Source organism: Streptomyces uncialis (assembly GCF_001905345.1).
GTDB lineage: Bacteria > Actinomycetota > Actinomycetes > Streptomycetales > Streptomycetaceae > Streptomyces > Streptomyces uncialis.
Genome location: NZ_LFBV01000002.1, coordinates 380,993 through 398,222, shown reverse-complemented (window position 1 = coordinate 398,222; position 17,230 = coordinate 380,993). Strand labels below are relative to the sequence as shown.

General features: G+C 72.0%; 12 protein-coding genes. 7 read left to right on the top strand and 5 right to left on the bottom strand.

Features of this window, described 5'->3' with window-relative positions:
• Positions 1-195: 195 nt before the first annotated feature.
• Complete coding sequence (locus AB852_RS10060) at positions 196-1,539, bottom strand: glycoside hydrolase family 18 protein (protein WP_073786222.1); 1,344 nt, start codon at positions 1,537-1,539, stop codon at positions 196-198.
• A 551-nt stretch (positions 1,540-2,090) separates the two neighbouring features.
• Between AB852_RS10060 and AB852_RS10055 the strand changes: the two genes are divergently transcribed.
• The 4 genes from AB852_RS10055 (at position 2,091) to AB852_RS10040 (ending at position 7,247) form a co-directional block, all read left to right on the top strand.
• Positions 2,091-3,767 carry an NAD(P)/FAD-dependent oxidoreductase gene (locus tag AB852_RS10055; protein WP_073786221.1) on the top strand — a complete coding sequence of 559 codons (1,677 nt, stop codon included), beginning with the start codon at positions 2,091-2,093 and terminating at the stop codon, positions 3,765-3,767.
• Positions 3,764-5,263 carry an ATP-binding protein gene (locus AB852_RS10050; RefSeq protein WP_073786220.1) on the top strand — a complete coding sequence of 500 codons (1,500 nt, stop codon included), beginning with the start codon at positions 3,764-3,766 and terminating at the stop codon, positions 5,261-5,263. Before AB852_RS10055 ends, AB852_RS10050 begins: the two co-directional genes overlap by 4 nt.
• The gene (locus tag AB852_RS10045) at positions 5,260-5,610 is read left to right on the top strand and encodes a UBP-type zinc finger domain-containing protein (protein WP_073786219.1); all 351 of its coding nucleotides are present in this window, start codon (positions 5,260-5,262) and stop codon (positions 5,608-5,610) included. Before AB852_RS10050 ends, AB852_RS10045 begins: the two co-directional genes overlap by 4 nt.
• Positions 5,611-5,882: 272 nt before the next feature.
• Complete coding sequence (locus AB852_RS10040) at positions 5,883-7,247, top strand: NAD(P)/FAD-dependent oxidoreductase (protein WP_073786218.1); 1,365 nt, start codon at positions 5,883-5,885, stop codon at positions 7,245-7,247.
• Positions 7,248-7,261: 14 nt separating this feature from the next.
• Here AB852_RS10040 and AB852_RS10035 read toward each other — a convergent pair whose 3' ends face one another.
• On the bottom strand, positions 7,262-7,987 hold the full coding sequence (locus AB852_RS10035) for a hypothetical protein (protein WP_073787628.1): 726 nt from the start codon (positions 7,985-7,987) through the stop codon (positions 7,262-7,264).
• Between the two features lie 250 nt (positions 7,988-8,237).
• Between AB852_RS10035 and AB852_RS10030 the strand changes: the two genes are divergently transcribed.
• From AB852_RS10030 to AB852_RS10020, 3 genes are all read left to right on the top strand, one after another.
• Entirely contained in the window at positions 8,238-9,119 is an 882-nt protein-coding gene (locus tag AB852_RS10030) for a PP2C family protein-serine/threonine phosphatase (RefSeq protein ID WP_073786217.1), read from the top strand.
• A gap of 142 nt (positions 9,120-9,261) precedes the next feature.
• Complete coding sequence (locus AB852_RS10025; RefSeq protein ID WP_073786216.1) at positions 9,262-10,248, top strand: MASE1 domain-containing protein; 987 nt, start codon at positions 9,262-9,264, stop codon at positions 10,246-10,248.
• 781 nt (positions 10,249-11,029) lie between these two features.
• A complete protein-coding gene (locus AB852_RS10020) occupies positions 11,030-12,856 on the top strand; it encodes a glycoside hydrolase family 3 protein (RefSeq protein WP_073786214.1) in 1,827 nt (608 codons plus the stop codon).
• A gap of 231 nt (positions 12,857-13,087) precedes the next feature.
• On the opposite strand, the gene AB852_RS10015 is transcribed toward AB852_RS10020, so the two are convergent.
• The 3 genes from AB852_RS10015 to AB852_RS10005 form a co-directional block, all read right to left on the bottom strand.
• The gene (locus tag AB852_RS10015) at positions 13,088-14,110 is read right to left on the bottom strand and encodes a hemolysin family protein (RefSeq protein WP_073786212.1); all 1,023 of its coding nucleotides are present in this window, start codon (positions 14,108-14,110) and stop codon (positions 13,088-13,090) included.
• Entirely contained in the window at positions 14,107-15,504 is a 1,398-nt protein-coding gene (locus tag AB852_RS10010; RefSeq protein ID WP_079184479.1) for a hemolysin family protein, read from the bottom strand. The genes AB852_RS10015 and AB852_RS10010 overlap by 4 nt, the downstream gene beginning before the upstream one ends.
• Before the next feature lie 342 nt (positions 15,505-15,846).
• Positions 15,847-17,076, bottom strand: a complete 1,230-nt coding sequence (locus AB852_RS10005) for a Cmx/CmrA family chloramphenicol efflux MFS transporter (protein WP_073786210.1) — start codon at positions 17,074-17,076, stop codon at positions 15,847-15,849.
• Between the last annotated feature and the right edge of the window lie 154 nt (positions 17,077-17,230).

Sequence of the window (17,230 nt, the reverse complement as noted above, 5' to 3'; positions counted from 1 at the left end):
CCCGGGGCGGGCGGTCAGACGGTGGAGCGGGTGGTGACCTTGCGGGTCACCCGGAGCAGGCATTCCTTGCGGTCGAGGGGGTTGTGGCCGGTGCGGGCCCGGGAGGGCGGTGTGCCGGGGCGGCGAACGGAAAGGTGCCCGGTGGGACGTGTGACCCCGTCCCACCGGGCACCGGCGTGGTGCGCGCGCCCGGGATCAGTCGTCGAGACCCCGGTCGATCGCGCGGATCGCCTCACCGTCGGCGGTGTCGCCGTCGAGCGACCAGACCATGGCCCCGCCGAGGCCCCGGTCCTGGACGTACTTGGTCTTGGCGCGCAGGACGGTCGGGTCGTCGTACGTCCACAGCGTCTTGCCGTCGAACAGCCAGGCGTCGCCGTTCTTCGTGCCGCGGTGGAGCTTGTACGTACCGGACTCGGCCAGCTTCTTCAGGGCCTTGTAGTCCTCGAAACCGGCCTGGAAGGTCGCGGGCGCCGGGCCCGTGTTCGGCTGGTGGAGACCGTCGCCGCCGCCGGTGACCCCGGTCCAGCCCTGTCCGTAGAGCGGCATCCCGACGACCAGCTTGTGGGCGGGAGCGCCGCGCCGCAGCCAGTCGTTGACCGTCTGGTGCACGCTGAAGTCGTTCTTGGCGTAGAGCGCCGACTGCTGGTTCGTGGTCCTCTCGCCGGACACGTGGAAGTCGTAGCCCTGGAGGTTCACGAAGTCGAAGTCGCGCATGATCTTGCGGACCTCGAAGCCCGCGTCGATCTTCGCCGGGGCGGTCGGCACGTACGCCGACAGCTCGTAGCGCTGGCGCTTCTTCTGCGACTTCGCGTACGCGTCCAGCTCGGTACGGAACTCGCTGATCAGCGCGGTGAAGTTCTTCTTGTCCGCGGGGGTGTAAGGCGTGTCGTCGTCGCCGGAGGAGCCCGGCCACTCCCAGTCCACGTCGATGCCGTCGAAGACACCGGCCGCCGCGCCCTCGCCGCCGCGGGCGCCGTCCACGGGCAGGTTGCCCTTGATGTACAGGTCGACGCAGGACTTGACCAGTGCCGTGCGCTTGGCCGGGGTGCTGACCGCGTTCGAGAAGTGGGTGGACCAGCTCCAGCCGCCGAGCGAGATCATGACCTTGAGGCCGGGGTGCTTCTTCTTCAGCTCGGCGAGCTGGTTGAAGTTGCCCGCGAGGCGCTGGGTGTCGTTGTCCGCGACGCCGTCGACCGAGTTCGCGGCGTCGATGGGCCGGACGTAGTCCGCCCACGGGTCGCCCTCGCCCGGGATGCTCTCGATGAAGCACTTGCCCTCGGGATTGACGTTCCCGAAGGCGTAGTTGATGTGGGTGAGCCGCGCCGCGGCGCCGCTCTTGTCGAGGTCCTGGACCTGGAAGTCCCGGCCGTAGACACCCCATTGGGTGAAGTACCCGATCCGCCTGAGATCGGGCTGGTTCTTCTTGTCCTTCTGCGAGCTGCTGGTGTCGGCCGAGGCGGGAGCCGTGACCATCAGGGAAACCGGAAGAGACGCGGCGCAGGTGGCTATGGCCAGCCTGGCGAGGATTCTTCGACGCATGTCGGGAAGTTATTGGTCTGGACCAGACCGGTCAAGAGGTTGAACCAATGACGATGGCCGGGAACCAGCCACCCCCCTCGCCCGGCCCCCGGTGCCACCGCCCCGGCTGACCTGGCGCTACCCCCTTTCGTCTGTCGCATTGATGAGGATTCGTCAGTTCCTTTCCTGGCATTCATCATTGCTGGTTCCGGCTGGTCCGGAACCGACCACGGAGTCCCGGTGGCCGGCCGAGGTGTCTCGGTAATCGGCCGCGGTGTCCCGGTGGCCGGGCGAGGTCCTTCGGTAACCGGCCGCGGTGCCACCGGAACGGCCGCGAGGTCGGTGCGCGCCGGACGGTCGCACGGCGGCGGGACCGGTGTCACGCGATCGCCGCCGCGTACGGCCGTCCATCGGAACGGCCGTACAGAGGAACGGCCGCCCGGACCGCCGTCCCCCAGCCCGCCCCGCACCGGGCCCCCGCAGTTCACCCGGCGAGCCGCGCCACCGCCCCATACGATGGACCGGAGCGCCGAGTACGACGCCGTACTCACCGACCGGGGGGCGGGAGACGTATGCCGGAAGCTTCCGTCGCTGCACGCACAGTGATCCTCACCGTGGACGACGACCCGGGGGTGTCCCGCGCGGTCGCGCGGGACCTGCGGCGCCGTTACGGCGGGGAGCACCGGGTGGTGCGCGCCGAGTCCGGGGACGCGGCGCTGGAGGCCCTGCGCGAGCTGAAACTCCGCGGTGAACAGGTCGCCGTCCTGCTGGCCGACTACCGCATGCCGCAGATGAACGGCATCGAGTTCCTCGAACAGGCACTCGACATCTTCCCCGGCGCCCGGCGCGTGCTGCTCACCGCCTACGCCGACACCGACGCCGCGATCGACGCGATCAACGTCGTCGACCTCGACCACTACCTGCTCAAACCGTGGGACCCGCCCGAGGAGAAGCTGTACCCCGTCCTGGACGAGCTCCTCGACACCTGGCGGCACACCGACCACCGGGCCGTTCCCACCACCAAGGTCGTCGGACACCGCTGGTCGGCGCGGTGCTCCGAGGTCCGGGAGTTCCTCGCCCGCAACCAGGTCCCCTACCGCTGGTACTCCTCCGACGAACCCGAGGGGCGCCGCCTCCTCGAAGCGGCGGACACCGACGCGCTGCGGCTGCCACTGGTGATCACCCCCGACGGCACCGCCCTGATCGAGCCCGGGGACCAGGACCTCGCCGCCCGGGTCGGCCTCGCCACGACCCCCACCGCCGAATTCTACGACCTGATCGTCATCGGCGGCGGTCCGGCCGGTCTCGGCGCCGCCGTCTACGGCGCGTCCGAGGGGCTGCGGACCGTCCTGGTGGAACGTTCCGCCACCGGGGGGCAGGCCGGCCAGAGCTCCCGTATCGAGAACTATCTCGGCTTCCCCGACGGGGTCTCCGGCTCCCAGCTCACCGACCGGGCCCGCCGCCAGGCCGCCAAGTTCGGCGCCGAGATCCTCACCGCCCGCGAGGTCACCGGGCTGGAGATCAACGGCGCCGCCAAGGCCGTGCGGTTCTCCGACGGTCACGCCATCGCCGCGCACAGCGTGCTCCTCGCCACCGGTGTGTCGTACCGGCAGCTCGACGCGCCGGGCGTCGCGGACCTCACCGGCCGGGGCGTCTACTACGGCTCCGCGCTCACCGAGGCCGCCTCCTGCCAGGGCCATGACGTGTACGTGGTCGGCGGCGCCAACTCCGCGGGCCAGGCCGCCATGTATCTGTCCCGGGGCGCCAAGTCCGTCACCGTACTGGTCCGGGGCGGTCCGCTCGCCGCCTCCATGTCGCACTACCTCGTCCAGCAGGTCGAGGACGCCCCGAACATCACCGTCCGCACCGGAACCGTCGTCGAGTCCGCGCACGGCGCCGACCACCTCGAACAGCTCACCCTGCGGGACACCACCACCGGACACACCGAACTCGTCGACACCCATTGGCTGTTCGTGTTCATCGGCGCGGCGCCGCTGACCGACTGGCTCGACGGCACGGTCCTGCGGGACCCGCGCGGCTTCATCGTCGCCGGACCCGACCTCTCCGCCGACGGCGCGCCGCCCCCCGAATGGGAGCTGGACCGCGCGCCGTACCACCTGGAGACCAATGTGCCGGGCGTGTTCGTCGCCGGGGACGCCCGCTCCGAGTCCGCGAAGCGGGTCGCGTCCGCGGTGGGGGAGGGCGCCATGGCCGTCATGCTGGTGCACCGCTACCTGGAGCAGTCATGAACGGGCGACCCACCCCCCTGCCGTGCGAGGCGGCGGAACTGCGCACCCTGTTCCTCTTCGAGAAGCTGGCACCCGACCAGCTGGACCGGCTCTGCCGGGAAGGCGCCGTCGAGCGCTACGACACGGGCCCCGTGTACACCGAGGGCGAGCCCGCGACCTGCTTCTACGTCCTGCTCGACGGCACCGTCGTGATGTCGAGACGGGTCGGCGCCGACGACATCGAGATCAACCGCACCTCCGACCCCGGGGTGTACGCGGGTGCCTTCCAGGCCTACCTCGGGGACCGGGTCCCGCAGCGCTACAACAGCTCGCTGCGGGTCACCGAGCCCTCCCGTTTCTTCGTGCTGTCCGCCGACACCTTCGCCATGATCATGCGTGAGTGGTTCCCGATGGCGGTCCACCTCCTGGAGGGCCTGTTCTTCGGCAACCGCTCCACCCAGCAGGCCGTCGGCCAGCGGGAGCGGCTCCTGGCCCTCGGCTCGCTGTCCGCCGGGCTCACCCATGAGCTGAACAACCCGGCCGCGGCGGCCGTCCGCGCCACCGCGTCGCTGCGCGAACGTGTCGCCGGGATGCGCCACAAGCTCGCGGTGATCGCCTCCGGCCCCTACCACCGCGACACCCTCGCCTCCCTGGTGGAACTCCAGGAACGCACCGCCGAACGCATCGCCAAGGCGCCGGGTCTGAGCCCGCTGGAGGCCAGCGACCGGGAGGACGCCGTCGGGGACTGGCTGGACGACCACGGCGTCGCCGAGGGCTGGCGGCTCGCCCCCACCTTCGTCCAGGCCGGACTCGACACCGAATGGCTCGACCAGGTCGCCGCGACCGTCGACCAGGACACCCTCGAAGGCGCCGTCCGCTGGCTCAACTACACGGTCGAGACGGAACTCCTCATGAACGAGATCGAGGACTCCTCGACGCGGATCTCCCATCTGGTGGGCGCGGCGAAGCAGTACTCGCAGCTGGACCGCGCCCCCCATCAGGACGCCGACATCCATGAACTCCTCGACTCCACCCTGATGATGCTCACCGCCAAGATCGGCCCCGGGGTGACCGTCGTCAAGGACTACGACACCGGCCTGCCGCGCATCCCCGCCTACCCCGGCGAACTCAACCAGGTGTGGACCAACCTCATCGACAACGCCGTCTCCGCCATGAAGAGCGTGCACCGCGCCGACGACCCCGACCAGGGCACGCTGACCGTGCGGACCGCCCGGGACGGGGACCGCGTCCTCGTGGAGTTCGGTGACACGGGACCCGGGATGCCCCCGGAGGTCCGCGGCCGCATCTTCGATCCGTTCTTCACCACGAAACCCGTCGGTGAGGGCACGGGGCTCGGACTGGACATCTCCTGGCGGATCGTCGTCAACAAGCACCACGGGGATCTCTCGGTGGCCCGCTCCGAGCCCGGTGACACCCGGTTCCAGGTGCGTCTCCCCCTCACTCCGGCGGACCCCGACCCGCCGGCCGACCCCCAGCCCCCCGAGGAGTCCTCATGAGCCTTCCCGACGGCATCGACCCCACGGCCCTGCCCTCCGGCACCGGTTGCGCCGAATGCGAGACCTCGGGCGGCTGGTGGTTCCATCTGCGGCGGTGCGCCCGGTGCGGCCATATCGGCTGCTGCGACAGCTCACCCGCGAAACACGCGACCGCCCACGCCAAGGACAGCGGACATCCGCTGGTCCGCAGCTTCGAGCCCGGCGAACAGTGGTTCTGGGACTACGACAGCGAGCAGATGTACGAGTCCGGTCCCGCCCTGGCGCCCCCGCAGTCCCACCCGGTGGAGCAGCCCGCGCCCGGACCCGTGGGACGCGTCCCGGCGAACTGGGCCGAGACCTTGCGCTGAGCCCGGGTGGCGGGTGCGCCGGACGAGCGGGTCCCGGGCACGGCCGACCGGTGGTCCGTGTGCTCCACGGTGCCTTTGACCAGGGCCTTCACCGGCCGGTCCGGCCGCCTGACACGTACTGTCCGCGGCCCCGCCCGTACCCCGGGTGCGGCAAGCGTGTGCCGCTTCGGGTGCGGGGCGGCGGACCGCCCTGAAAGATGGGGGATGCGCCGCCCATATGCGGGCAGGCGGGGCCGGATAGGGACGAGAGGTCTCAGGGAAGGACGGACACCGTGGCGCGACCCAGGATTCTCGTGGTGGGGGCAGGCTTCGCCGGAGTGGAGTGCGTACGCCGGCTGGAGCGCCGGCTCTCCCCCGGGGAGGCGGACATCACCCTCGTCACGCCGTTCTCGTACCAGCTCTACCTCCCGCTGCTGCCGCAGGTCGCGTCGGGCGTGCTGACCCCCCAGTCGATCGCGGTGTCCCTGCGGCGCAGCCGCAAGCACCGCACCCGCATCATCCCCGGCGGGGCCATCGGGGTGGACCCGGCGGCCAAGGTCTGTGTGATCCGCAAGATCACCGACGAGCTGGTGGACGAGCCGTACGACATCATCGTGCTGGCCCCCGGCAGTGTGACCCGCACCTTCGACATCCCGGGCCTGATCGACCACGCGCGCGGGATGAAGACGCTCGCCGAGGCCGCCTACGTACGCGACCATGTCATCGCCCAGCTCGACCTCGCGGACGCCTCCCACGACCAGGAGGAACGTGCCTCCCGGCTCCAGTTCGTCGTCGTCGGCGGGGGCTACGCGGGCACCGAGACCGCGGCCTGTCTCCAGCGGCTCACCAGTCACGCCGTCCGGCGCTATCCGCGGCTCGACGCACGGCAGATCAAGTGGCACCTCATCGACATCGCCCCGAAGCTCATGCCCGAGCTGGGGGACCGGCTCGGGCTGGTCGCCCTGGAGATCCTGCGCCGCCGGGGCATCGAGGTCTCGCTCGGGGTGTCCGTCGCGGAGGCGTCGGCCGACAAGGTCACCTTCACCGACGGCCGGGTCCTGCCGTGCCGCACCCTGATCTGGACCGCCGGGGTGGTGGCGAGTCCGCTGATCGCCACGCTCGACGCCGAGACGGTCCGCGGACGCCTCGCCGTCCGCGCGGACATGAGCCTGCCCGGCGCCGACGGGGTCTTCGCGCTCGGCGACGCGGGCGCGGTGCCCGACCTGGTCAAGGGCGGGGACGCGGTGTGCCCGCCCACCGCCCAGCACGCGATGCGCCAGGGCCGCAAGGTCGCCGACAACGTCATCGCGTCCCTGCGCGACCAGCCGCTCCAGCCCTACGAACACCAGGACCTCGGTCTGGTGGTCGACCTCGGCGGCCGGGACGCCGTCTCCAAGCCGCTCGGTGTCGAACTGCGGGGGCTGCCCGCGCAGGCCGTCGCCCGGGGCTACCACTGGTCGGCCCTGCGGACCAATGTCGCCAAGGCCCGGGTGCTCACCAACTGGGTGCTCAACGCCGTCGCGGGCGACGACTACGTCCGCACCGGCTTCCTCGCCCGCAACCCGGCCACCCTGCGCGACTTCGAACACACGGACGCCTATCTCTCCGCGGAGCAGGTCCGCGCCCACACGGCGGCGCTACGGGCGTCCGGCACCTGACCGCCCCACCCAGGTCAGGGCGCGGAGCCGACCAGCCAGACACCCGGCAGCGCGGCCCGGACCGACTCCAGCACGGCCTCGTCCCGGGCCCGCGCCCACATCCAGTCCTCGCCGTCCGCGCGCAGGATCACCTCGTCCCCGCCGAACCAGCGGACCGGCGGGCCGTCCGGGGCCGCCCACACCGGATACCGGGGCAGCGGCAGCGGGGGGAAGGCGTCCGCCAGCGCGGCCAGGGTGACCGGGTCGAGCTGGCGGTTGTCGCCCGGGGCGCCGGGGGCCAGCACGCACTCCGACAGGACCATCTCCACACAGGCCAGCGAGAAGCGGTCCAGGAACGGCGACCACTCCTCCTCGTCCGTCGGGCGGAACAGCACCGGGGGATCGTCCCCCTCCCCGAGCGGTACGCCCCACTCGACGACGTAACCGTGCTCCACCCGGAACACCAGTTTCCCGCCGGTCTCGTCGGTGTCCAGATGTGCGGGCCGCACCAGCCGGTCCTGGCCCCGGACCAGATCGTCGCGCCGTCCGAACAGCAGGTACGCGTCGCGGACGGCGGCGGGCAGACCGATTTCCAACCGCTCCTCCACCGCCAGCAGTTCGCTCTCGTCGCTGCCGTCGCCCGGCCCCAGGGGGCGCGCCCAGCGCGCGGCGAAGCGCTCGACGAATCCCCAGGCCCGGTCGGGCGCGCCGGAGCCGACGGCCGCCGCGAGCGCGCTCCTCAGCTCGAAGTCACCAACCATGATCATGAGACTAGCCGGACCCGGCGGGCGCCCGTGTGCCGTACGGCGAGATCGGCGTCCCGGGACGGGCGGCCCCGGTGTCCGGGTCGGTCGGGTCACCCGGACGGCCGAGTGCGGCACCGGTTCCTGGACATGGGCCGTCGCACGCAGGCATGGGCCGCGTTCGCCGCCCGCCAGGGGCGAAATCGGACAATCGGCATAGAATGGCGAGGTCACAAGCCCGGACCGGACGTGCGGCGGAGATGAGTCGATGGCGTCGAACCGCCCCGCGGACACCCCTGACGACCTGCTGGCCAGACTCGGGTCCCTGACCGCGGAGGCCAGGGTCCGGGCGGAGGCCCAGCGGACCCAGGTACAGCTCGCCCTGGCCCTCCAGCGCGGCATGCTCCCGGGGGAACTGCCCGTCGTCCCGGGACTGCGGGTGGCCGCCCGCTACGCGCCCGCCTTCACCGGGCTGAACGTCGGCGGCGACTGGTACGACGGTTTCCTCCTGCCCGACGGCTGCATCGGCTACTCGATCGGTGACGTCCAGGGACACACCATCGAGGCCGCCGCCTTCATGGGACAGGTGCGGGTCGGCCTGCGGGCGCTCGGTTCGGTGACCAGCGACCCCGGCGAGCTGCTGGCCAGCACCAATGAACTCCTGCTGTCCATGGGAGCCTCCCTCTTCGCCACCTGCACGATGGTCCGCTTCGACCCGGTCGCCTGGGAGCTGCGCAGCGCCCGCGCGGGCCATGTCCCGCTGGTACGGGCCACCCCCGACGGGCGTGCCGGGGTCATCGAGGACGAGGGCGGGCCGCCGCTGGGCGTCCAGCCCGGCGCGGTGTACCCGGTGACCCGCTACCGGCTCTCCGGGCCGGGGGTGTTCGTCCTCGTCACGGACGGTGTCGTGGAGGGCCCCTCGCTGCCCCTGGAGGACGGGCTCCAGCAGGTCGCCCGGCTCGCCGGGGTCGGCACCGGCGCGGCGCTGAGCGCGGAACCGCTGGCCACCTCGGTGATGCGGATCGCCGACTCGATCGGCCACGAGGACGACGCGGCCGTCCTGGTCATCGCCCACGACGGGCCGCCCGACGCCGCCCGTGAGCACCCCGCCCCCGCGCACCGCGCGCCCTCCGGTCCACCGGACGCCTGACCGGGTCGGACACCAGACCCGGGCCGGACGCCTGCGCAGGTCGGACGCCTGCCGCGGGCCGGACACCTGACCCGGGTCCGGCGGCCCTCGCGCGGGCCGCCGAGCGTGTCTCGACGGGCCGACCGGCGGCCGCCGGTGTCTGATGACTGGCGTGGTGCGAATCCAGCTCAAGGGCCGCCGGGCCGCCGTCCTCGTCCTGGCGAACCTCGCCGTGGCCGCCTGCTACTACCTGGGGGGCCGCCTGGGGCTCCTGAAGGCGCTGGTGGTCGAGGGCTCCGTCGTGAGCCCCGTCTGGCCGCCGACCGGTATCGCGCTGGCCGCGCTGCTGCTCCTCGGGCCGGGCGTCTGGCCGGGCATCGCGCTCGGCGCCCTCCTCGTCGTCCACCATCTCAGCCCTTCGCTGGAACCCGGCGCCCTCGCCATCCTGGTGGGCAACACCCTGGCCCCGTTCTGCGCCTACGTGATGCTGCGGATCGTCGGCTTCCGCACCGAACTCGACCGGCTGCGGGACGGCTTCGCGCTGGTGTTCCTCGGCGCGCTGCTGGGCATGCTCGTCAGCGCCACGGCAGGGGCGGGCCAGCTGCTGCTGGGCGGCAGTATCTCCGGCGGGGAGTTCTGGCCCGTGTGGGCGGCCTGGTGGACCGGGGACGCGCTCGGGGTGCTCGTGGTCGCCCCGGTCCTGCTGATCCTGTGGCGCGCCCGGCCGCCGCTCTCCCTGGACCGCTGGCCCGAGGCACTGGTACTGGCCGTCTGCGCGGGTGTCGTCGCCCCGTTCGTCGCCTACAGCACCCTCAGCCTGCTGTTCCTGGTCTACCCCCTGCTGATCTGGGCCGCGCTGCGCTTCCAGCTCCCCGGCGCCACCCTGTGCGCGCTGTATGTGTCGGTGGTGACGGCGGTCTCCGCCGCGGACGGCGACGGGCCGTTCCGGGACCACACCCGGCTGGGAGTGATGATCAACCTCCAGGCGTTCAACGGGGCGATCGCCCTGACCGCGCTGCTGCTCGCCGCGCTGGTCACCGAGCAGCTGAAGACCCGCCGCCATGTCGAGGAGGCGGTCGCCGAGCTGGCCGATGTCGTGGAGCGGCTCGCCCCCGGGGAGGGCCCGGGACGGCGTTCGCACGGTGGGTGACGGACGGGGGCGGCCCCGCGCGGGATCCGTACGGTGCGGAGGTCCCGGACGGGGTTCGGGGGAGGCCCGGACGGTGTGCGCACGGTGGGTGACAGCCGCAGGTGGGAGCGGCGTGCCGCAGTTCACAGAGGGGTCGGAACAATTCGGGCCGACCGGTCGTTCTTGGATATGTGGACGCGGAGGGAACAGTGTCCCCGGGCTCAACCTTCCGCCCACGAGGACGATCGTTCGGCTGAAGCCTCGTGGAGCCTTCCGCCGTGAGGCGACCGCCTTCCGCGTCCTCCCTGAACCGCCCCGGCTGGTCTCCCCCCGTCCAGCCGGGGCGCCTTGTTTTCCGCCACCGGCGCCTTCCGCGCCGGCACCCGCGTGGCGGTTGCCGACGCGGCCGGATCGCTCCTCCCGGGGGAGTCGGCCGGTGCGGGTCCGGAGCGCCGGGAAGCCACCGTTTTGAGCGCCGCCCGAACTCGCGCCCCGGTGGGTCCGCGATGCTCGGGTCGCCTCGAACGATCAGGACGATACGCAGGTCAGCGCCCGTGTCGAGGCGTCCGCCAGGGGGCGCGGCCGACAGTGTGCGCGGTTCGGAACGAACTGGCCGGAACCCGTCTTACCGCGCGGTTAGAACGAGCGCTGGTCGCACCGGTGTTCGTAATTTTGTCTAGACCTATTTTGTCTAGACCTCTTGCCCCGGCCGCGATCTGCGGGCTACGTTTCCGGTCGTTCCGAAGTACTTCAAGTTTCCTTCAATTCCCTTGACGAGCAAGGCTGGAAGGAGCATGTCCGCATGCAGGACCGGAGTCTGACCAGGCGCACCATCCTCGCCTCCGCCACCGTGGTGGCGGCCGGTGTAACGGGCGTCGTGGGCGTCACGGCCACCCCCGCACTCGCCCACAACCGTGACGCGAGCCTCAAGAAGATCATCAAAGAGATGAGCCTTGAGGCGAAGATCGGCCAGCTGTTCGTGCCGTACTTCTACGGCACGTCGGCCACCGACCCCAGCGCGGATGACCGGGAGGACAATCTGCGTGAACTCGGCGTCGCCACCGCCGCCGAGCTGATCACCAAGTACCACGTCGGCGGGGTCATCTACTTCTCCGGCTGGGCGAACAACATCCAGAACCCCCGCCAGGTGGCGGAGTTGACGAACGGGGTCCAGAAGGCCTCGCTCAGCCTGCCCACCCCCATCGCGTCCCTGATCTCCATCGACCAGGAGCACGGCGCCAACGTCCGCATCGGCTCCGGCGCCACCCAGCTGCCGGGAGCCATGGCCCTCGGCGCGGGCCGCTCGCTGTCCGACGCCCGTACCGCCGGGCAGATATCAGGTATCGAACTCGCCGCCCTGGGCATCCACCAGAACTTCGCCCCGGTCGCCGATGTCAATGTCAACCCGCAGAACCCGATCATCAACGTCCGGTCCTTCGGGGCGGACCCCGAGGCAGCCGGCCGGATGGTCGCCGCCCAGGTGAAGGGTTATCAGAGCGTCGGCGTCGTGGCCTGTGCCAAGCACTTCCCGGGCCACGGTGACACCGCCCAGGACAGCCACACCGGGCTGCCCGTGATCACCCACACCCGTGAGGAATGGGACCGGATCGACGCGCCGCCGTTCCGCGCGGCCATCGCCGCCGGTGTCGACTCGATCATGACCGCCCACCTCCAGGTCCCCGCGCTCGACGACAGCAACGAGCCGGCGACCCTCTCCCCGAAGATCCTCCAGGGGGTGCTGCGCGGAGAGCTCGGCTTCAAGGGCGTCATCGTCACCGACGCCCTCAACATGACCGGTGTGCGCACCAAGTACGGCGACGACCGGGTCCCCGTCCTCGCCCTCAAGGCGGGCGTGGACCAGCTCCTCTTCCCGCCGAACATCGACGTCGCCTTCAACGGCGTGCTGGCGGCGGTCCGTTCGGGCGAGATCACCGTCGCCCGGCTGGAGGAGTCCGTCCTGCGGATCCTCCGTCTCAAGGACAAGGTGGGCCTGCTCAGCGGCAGTCCCTACATCTCGCAGAAGGAGGTCGACCGCGTCGTCGGTGCCCGCAAGCACCAGGCCATCGCCGCGCGCATCGCCGACCGCACCACCACGCTGCTGGTCAACAAGGGCGAGACGCTTCCGCTGCGCCGCAAGCAGAAGAAGCTGCTCGTGGTCGGCGCGAGCCCCGCCTTCCCGACGGACGCCGCCCGTACGTCGATCCCCGAGCTGACCAAGGTCTTCGGTGAGCTCGGCTACACCACGACCGCCCTCGCCACCGGCCGCGCCCCGACCGCCGCCCAGGTGGACGAGGCCGTCGCCGCCGCGTACGGCCGGGACGCCGTCGTGGTGACCACCGACAACGTCGGCCCCACCAGTGCCCAGCGCACCCTGGTGGCCCGCCTGCTGGAGACGGGCGTGCCCGTCATCCACCTCGCGGTCCGCAACCCGTACGACATCGCCCAGCTCCCCGGGGTACGGGCCTCGCTCGTCTCCTACTGCTGGACCGAGGTCGAACTGCGCGCCGCGGCCCGGGTCATCGCCGGCCGGACCGAACCGCGCGGCAAGCTGCCGGTGCCGATCCAGCGCGCCGACGACCCCACGAAGGTGCTGTTCCGCTCCGGACACGGACTGTCGTACGACGACTGACCACAGCTGATCCCCGCCGAAGCGCGGACGCGGTGAACACGGACCGCGCCGCGCCCCCCACCTCAGCGCGGCACCCGCCGCCGTGCCGTACCAGGCACCCGCGCTGATCCGGTGGAGCCGGACCCCACCAGGAACCGGCTCCGCCCGCAGGTCCCGGTGTTCGGGGAGGACATCGGAACAACGCGAGGAGCCCGGTCCCTGGGGGGACCGGGCTCCTCGTCCGTCATGCCGTCACACCGCCGCGACCGGCTGGAGATAGCGCGCCAGCAGATCGTCCAGCGAGACGATCCCGGCGAGCCCGCCCGACGCGTCGCGGACCACCGCGAGCGACGCCCGGCGTCTGCGCAACTGCTCCACCGCGTGCGCGACGGTGTCGTCCACCGTCAGCTCCGGCAGCGACCTCGCCAGCTCACGCGCGGTCGTCGCCCGCGAGCGGGTCCGGGCCACCAGGGCGTCCCGGGTGTGCACCGACCCCACCACCCGGCCGGAGTCCCGGACCAGCAGCCTCGTCCGGTCGGCGGCCGAGGCCACCCCCAGGATCGTGGCCGGTCCGGCGGACGCGTCGACCCAGGTGATGTCGGACGCCGGGACGAGCAACTCCGCGACAGGCGTCAGCGGTTCCGTCAGCGAGCGGGTGATCAGCTCGGAGTCGGCCGCGCTGATCAGCCCGAGCCGCCGCGACTCCGCGACGAGATCGGTGAGCTGCTCCCGGTCGTGCACCGGGACCAGCTCGTCACGCGGGGTGACCCGGCACAGCCGCACCAGGACATTGCTGACCGCGTTGAGCACCCGGATCAGCGGCCGGACCGCCTTCACCACGGCCCGGAACGGCGGTGACAGCAGCATCGCCGACCGCTCGGGGTGCGCGATGGCCCAGGACTTCGGCGCCATCTCCCCGACGACCATGTGCAGGAACACCACCACGACGATCGCCACCGCGAACGACACGCCGTAGCTCACCCCGTCGGGCAGACCCCAGTGCCGCAGCACCGGGTCCAGCGCGTGGGACACGGCGGGCTTGGAGATCGACCCCAGGCCCAGCGTGGTCACCGTGATACCGAGCTGCGCGCCCGCGAGCATCAGCGACAGCTCGCGCATCCCGGACAGCGCGGCCTTCGCACCGCGCCGCCCCTCGGCGGCCGCCTTCTCCATCCGGTGCCGCTTCGCCGCGACCAGCGCGAACTCGGCGGCGACGAAGAACCCGCTGCCGATCAGCAGGAGCACGGTCAGGAACAGGGCCACTGGCAGACTCATACCCGCGCCCCCTCTTCCGCGCGCTTCGCGACCGCGCCGCGGCCGGCGGACCGCTCACCCGGCTCGTCCCCGTCCCCCGAGGGGGGCACGGGCAGCGCCTCGATCCGTACCCGGCGCGGCACATGCCGGTTCAGGGTGCGGACGTCGATGAGCGCGGAGCCGCCGTCCGGCAGCGTGACCGTGAGCCGGTCACCGATCGCCGGGAAACGGCCGAGACGGTCGACCACGAGTCCGGCGACGGTGTCGAAGTCGTCGTCCTGCGGCAGCTCCACGCCGATGGCCTGGGCGACCTCGTCGAGCCTGCGGCCCGCGTCGACCAGCCAGCCGGAACCGTCGGGCACCGCCAGCTCCGTGACCCGGTCGGTCTCGTCGGCGATGTCACCCACCAGTTCCTCCGCGATGTCCTCATAGGTGACGACACCCGCGATACCGCCGTGCTCGTCCAGCACGACCGCGAACTCGTCGTCCAGCTCACGCATCCGCGCGACGGCCCCGGGCAGCGGAAGCGTGTCGGGCAGCAGCAGGGGACGGCGGGCCAGCTCACCCGCCGTGGCGACGGCGAGCCGCTCGGCGGGCAGCCGGGCCAGCTCCCGCACCCCGAGCACCCCGGCGACATCGTCGGGATGGTCACCGAGCACCGGATACGTCGAATGGCCGTACCGCGCGATCAGCTCCACCGCCTCGGCGGCCGTGGCGTCCGCACGGACGAAGACGGTGTCCGCGCGCGGCACCATCACCTCGCCCATGGTCCGCTCGGAGAACTCCAGGGCGTGGTCCAGCAGCTCGGCGGTGTCCCGGGGGAGCGCGCCCCGCTCATGGGACTCCCCGATGAGCTGTCCCAGCTCCTCCAGGGTCGCGCCGTGGTGCAGCTCTTCGACCGGCTCGATACCGATCATCCGCAGCAGCCGCGCGGCGGCGTTGTCGAAGATCCGCACCACGGGGCCGACGACCTTCAGATACGCCAGCGTGGACCCCGCGAGCGACTTCGCGAGCCGCTCCGGCACCGCGATGGCGAGGTTCTTCGGCGCCAGCTCGCCCAGCACCATCTGGATCACGGTCGCGACGACGAACGCCAGCGCAACCGAGATCCCGTCGACGGCACCATCGGGCACCCCGACCCCGGAGACCAGCGGCTTGAGCACCGCCGACACGGACGGCCCGGTGAGGAAACCGACGATCAGGCCCGTCACCGTGATGCCGAGCTGCGCGCCGGACAGCATGAAGGACAGCCGTCCCATGACCTTCAGGGCACGCGCCGCGCGCCGGTCACCGGCCTCCGCCTCACGCGCCAGCGCGAGCCGGTCGGCGGAGACGTAGGTGAACTCCTGGAGGACGAAATAGCCTGTGCCGACGGTCAGCAGAAGGACCGCCACCAGGCCGAGTGCGGCATTCACCGAACACCACCCCGCCGGATGCCGCGATCACGCGTAAGAGGGCGGGATGGTCCGGGACTATGTCCCGGAGGATCAGGGTCCGTCTTCTGGGCGGACAAAGTGGCCACTCCTTGTAGGTGGTCGATATCAGCGTGTTCCCTACAACGAACACTCGCCGATCATTGTTCCCGCCCGTTCCACGGCACTCGTCGCCGGGTCCCCGGGCCCGGGAACGGGTGCCTGGCGGACCCGCTCCGCCCACCTGGCACCCGGCCCGAACCCGCCCCGTACCTGGCCCGCCGTACCCCGCCCGCCGGACCCGGCACCCGTCCGGCTCCCCGAAGGAACCGGACGGTGGACCGGTCAGCCCGCCGGGGCCGTCTCGCCCGCCTCGCGGCCCGCCTCGTCCGCCTCACGCGGCCGGTCGGCCGCGCGCCGCCCCCGCCCCCCGGCGGCCAGGGCCACCGCCCCCGTCACCAGCGCCGCCGACACCAGCCCCGCGCTCACCCACACGGGTGAGCGGTACCCGTGTCCGGCGGCGATCGCGACACCCCCGAGCCAGGGTCCGAGGCTCGCGCCGACATTGAAGGCGGCCGTCGCGCCCGCCCCCGCCAGGGTCGGCGCGTCGGCGCCCGCGTACAGCACCTGGGTCACCAGCGTCGAACCGATGGCGAACGCCAGCGCCCCCTGGAGGAGCACCAGCGGCAGCACCACCTCCGGACGGGCCGCGCCCAGCGCGAACACGGCCCAGCCGACCGCGAGGACGGCCGTGCCCCAGGCGAGCACCGCCACCGGCCGGGTGTCCGCCAGCCGTCCGGCCGCGCTGACCCCCGCGAAGGAGCCGAGCCCGAACAGCGTCAGCACCCCCGGCACCCAGCCGTCCGGGATGCCGCTCACCCCGGTGACCAGCGGGGCCAGATAGGTGAACGTGCAGAACGTGCCGCCGTTCACCAGCGCGCACAGCGCCAGCAGGAGTACCGGTCGGCGGCGGCGCAGCACCCCGAGTTCGGCCCGGACGTCCCGCAGGGTGGGCACCTGTCCGTCCCCGCGGCCCGCCGGGACGGTGAGCGCCACGGCCAGTACGGCGGGCGCGGACAGCACCACGACCGCCCAGAACGCCGACCGCCAGCCCCAGTACTGCCCGAGCAGCGCACCGCCGGGCACCCCGGCGACACAGGCGAGTGTGACCCCGCCCAGCAGGACGGCGGCGGCCCGGCCCTTCGCGTTCGGCGGGACCATCCCGGCGGCGGCGGTGAACGACACCGCCAGGAATCCCGCGTTGGCGAGCGCCGAGAGCACCCGGGTCATCAGAAGCACGTCGAAACTGTCGGTGAGCGCGCCCATCGCATGGGCGGCCAGGAAGACGACGAGGAACAGCAGCAGCGCGTCACGACGGGACCAGCGCATGCCGATCACCGCCATCAGGGGCGCCCCGATCACCATGCCCACGGCGAAGGCCGAGGTCAGGGACCCGGCGGCCGGGACGGTGACATGCAGGTCATGGGCGATGTCCGGAATCAGTCCGGACAGCATGAACTCGGACGTGCCCATGGCGAAGACCGCCAGTCCGAGCATGTAAAGGGCAAAAGGCACCGCGGAACTCCATAGCCGATTCGAGATCCAGCAAGGGAAACCGGTCGGCGGTCCGCATGGCAGCGCGCACACCCCTGGCGCCGATGGCGCGGGGTAAGGGCGGGGAAGCCACCGGACGGCCGGTGGCTAGCCTCTGTCGGACTCGGGGCTGTTC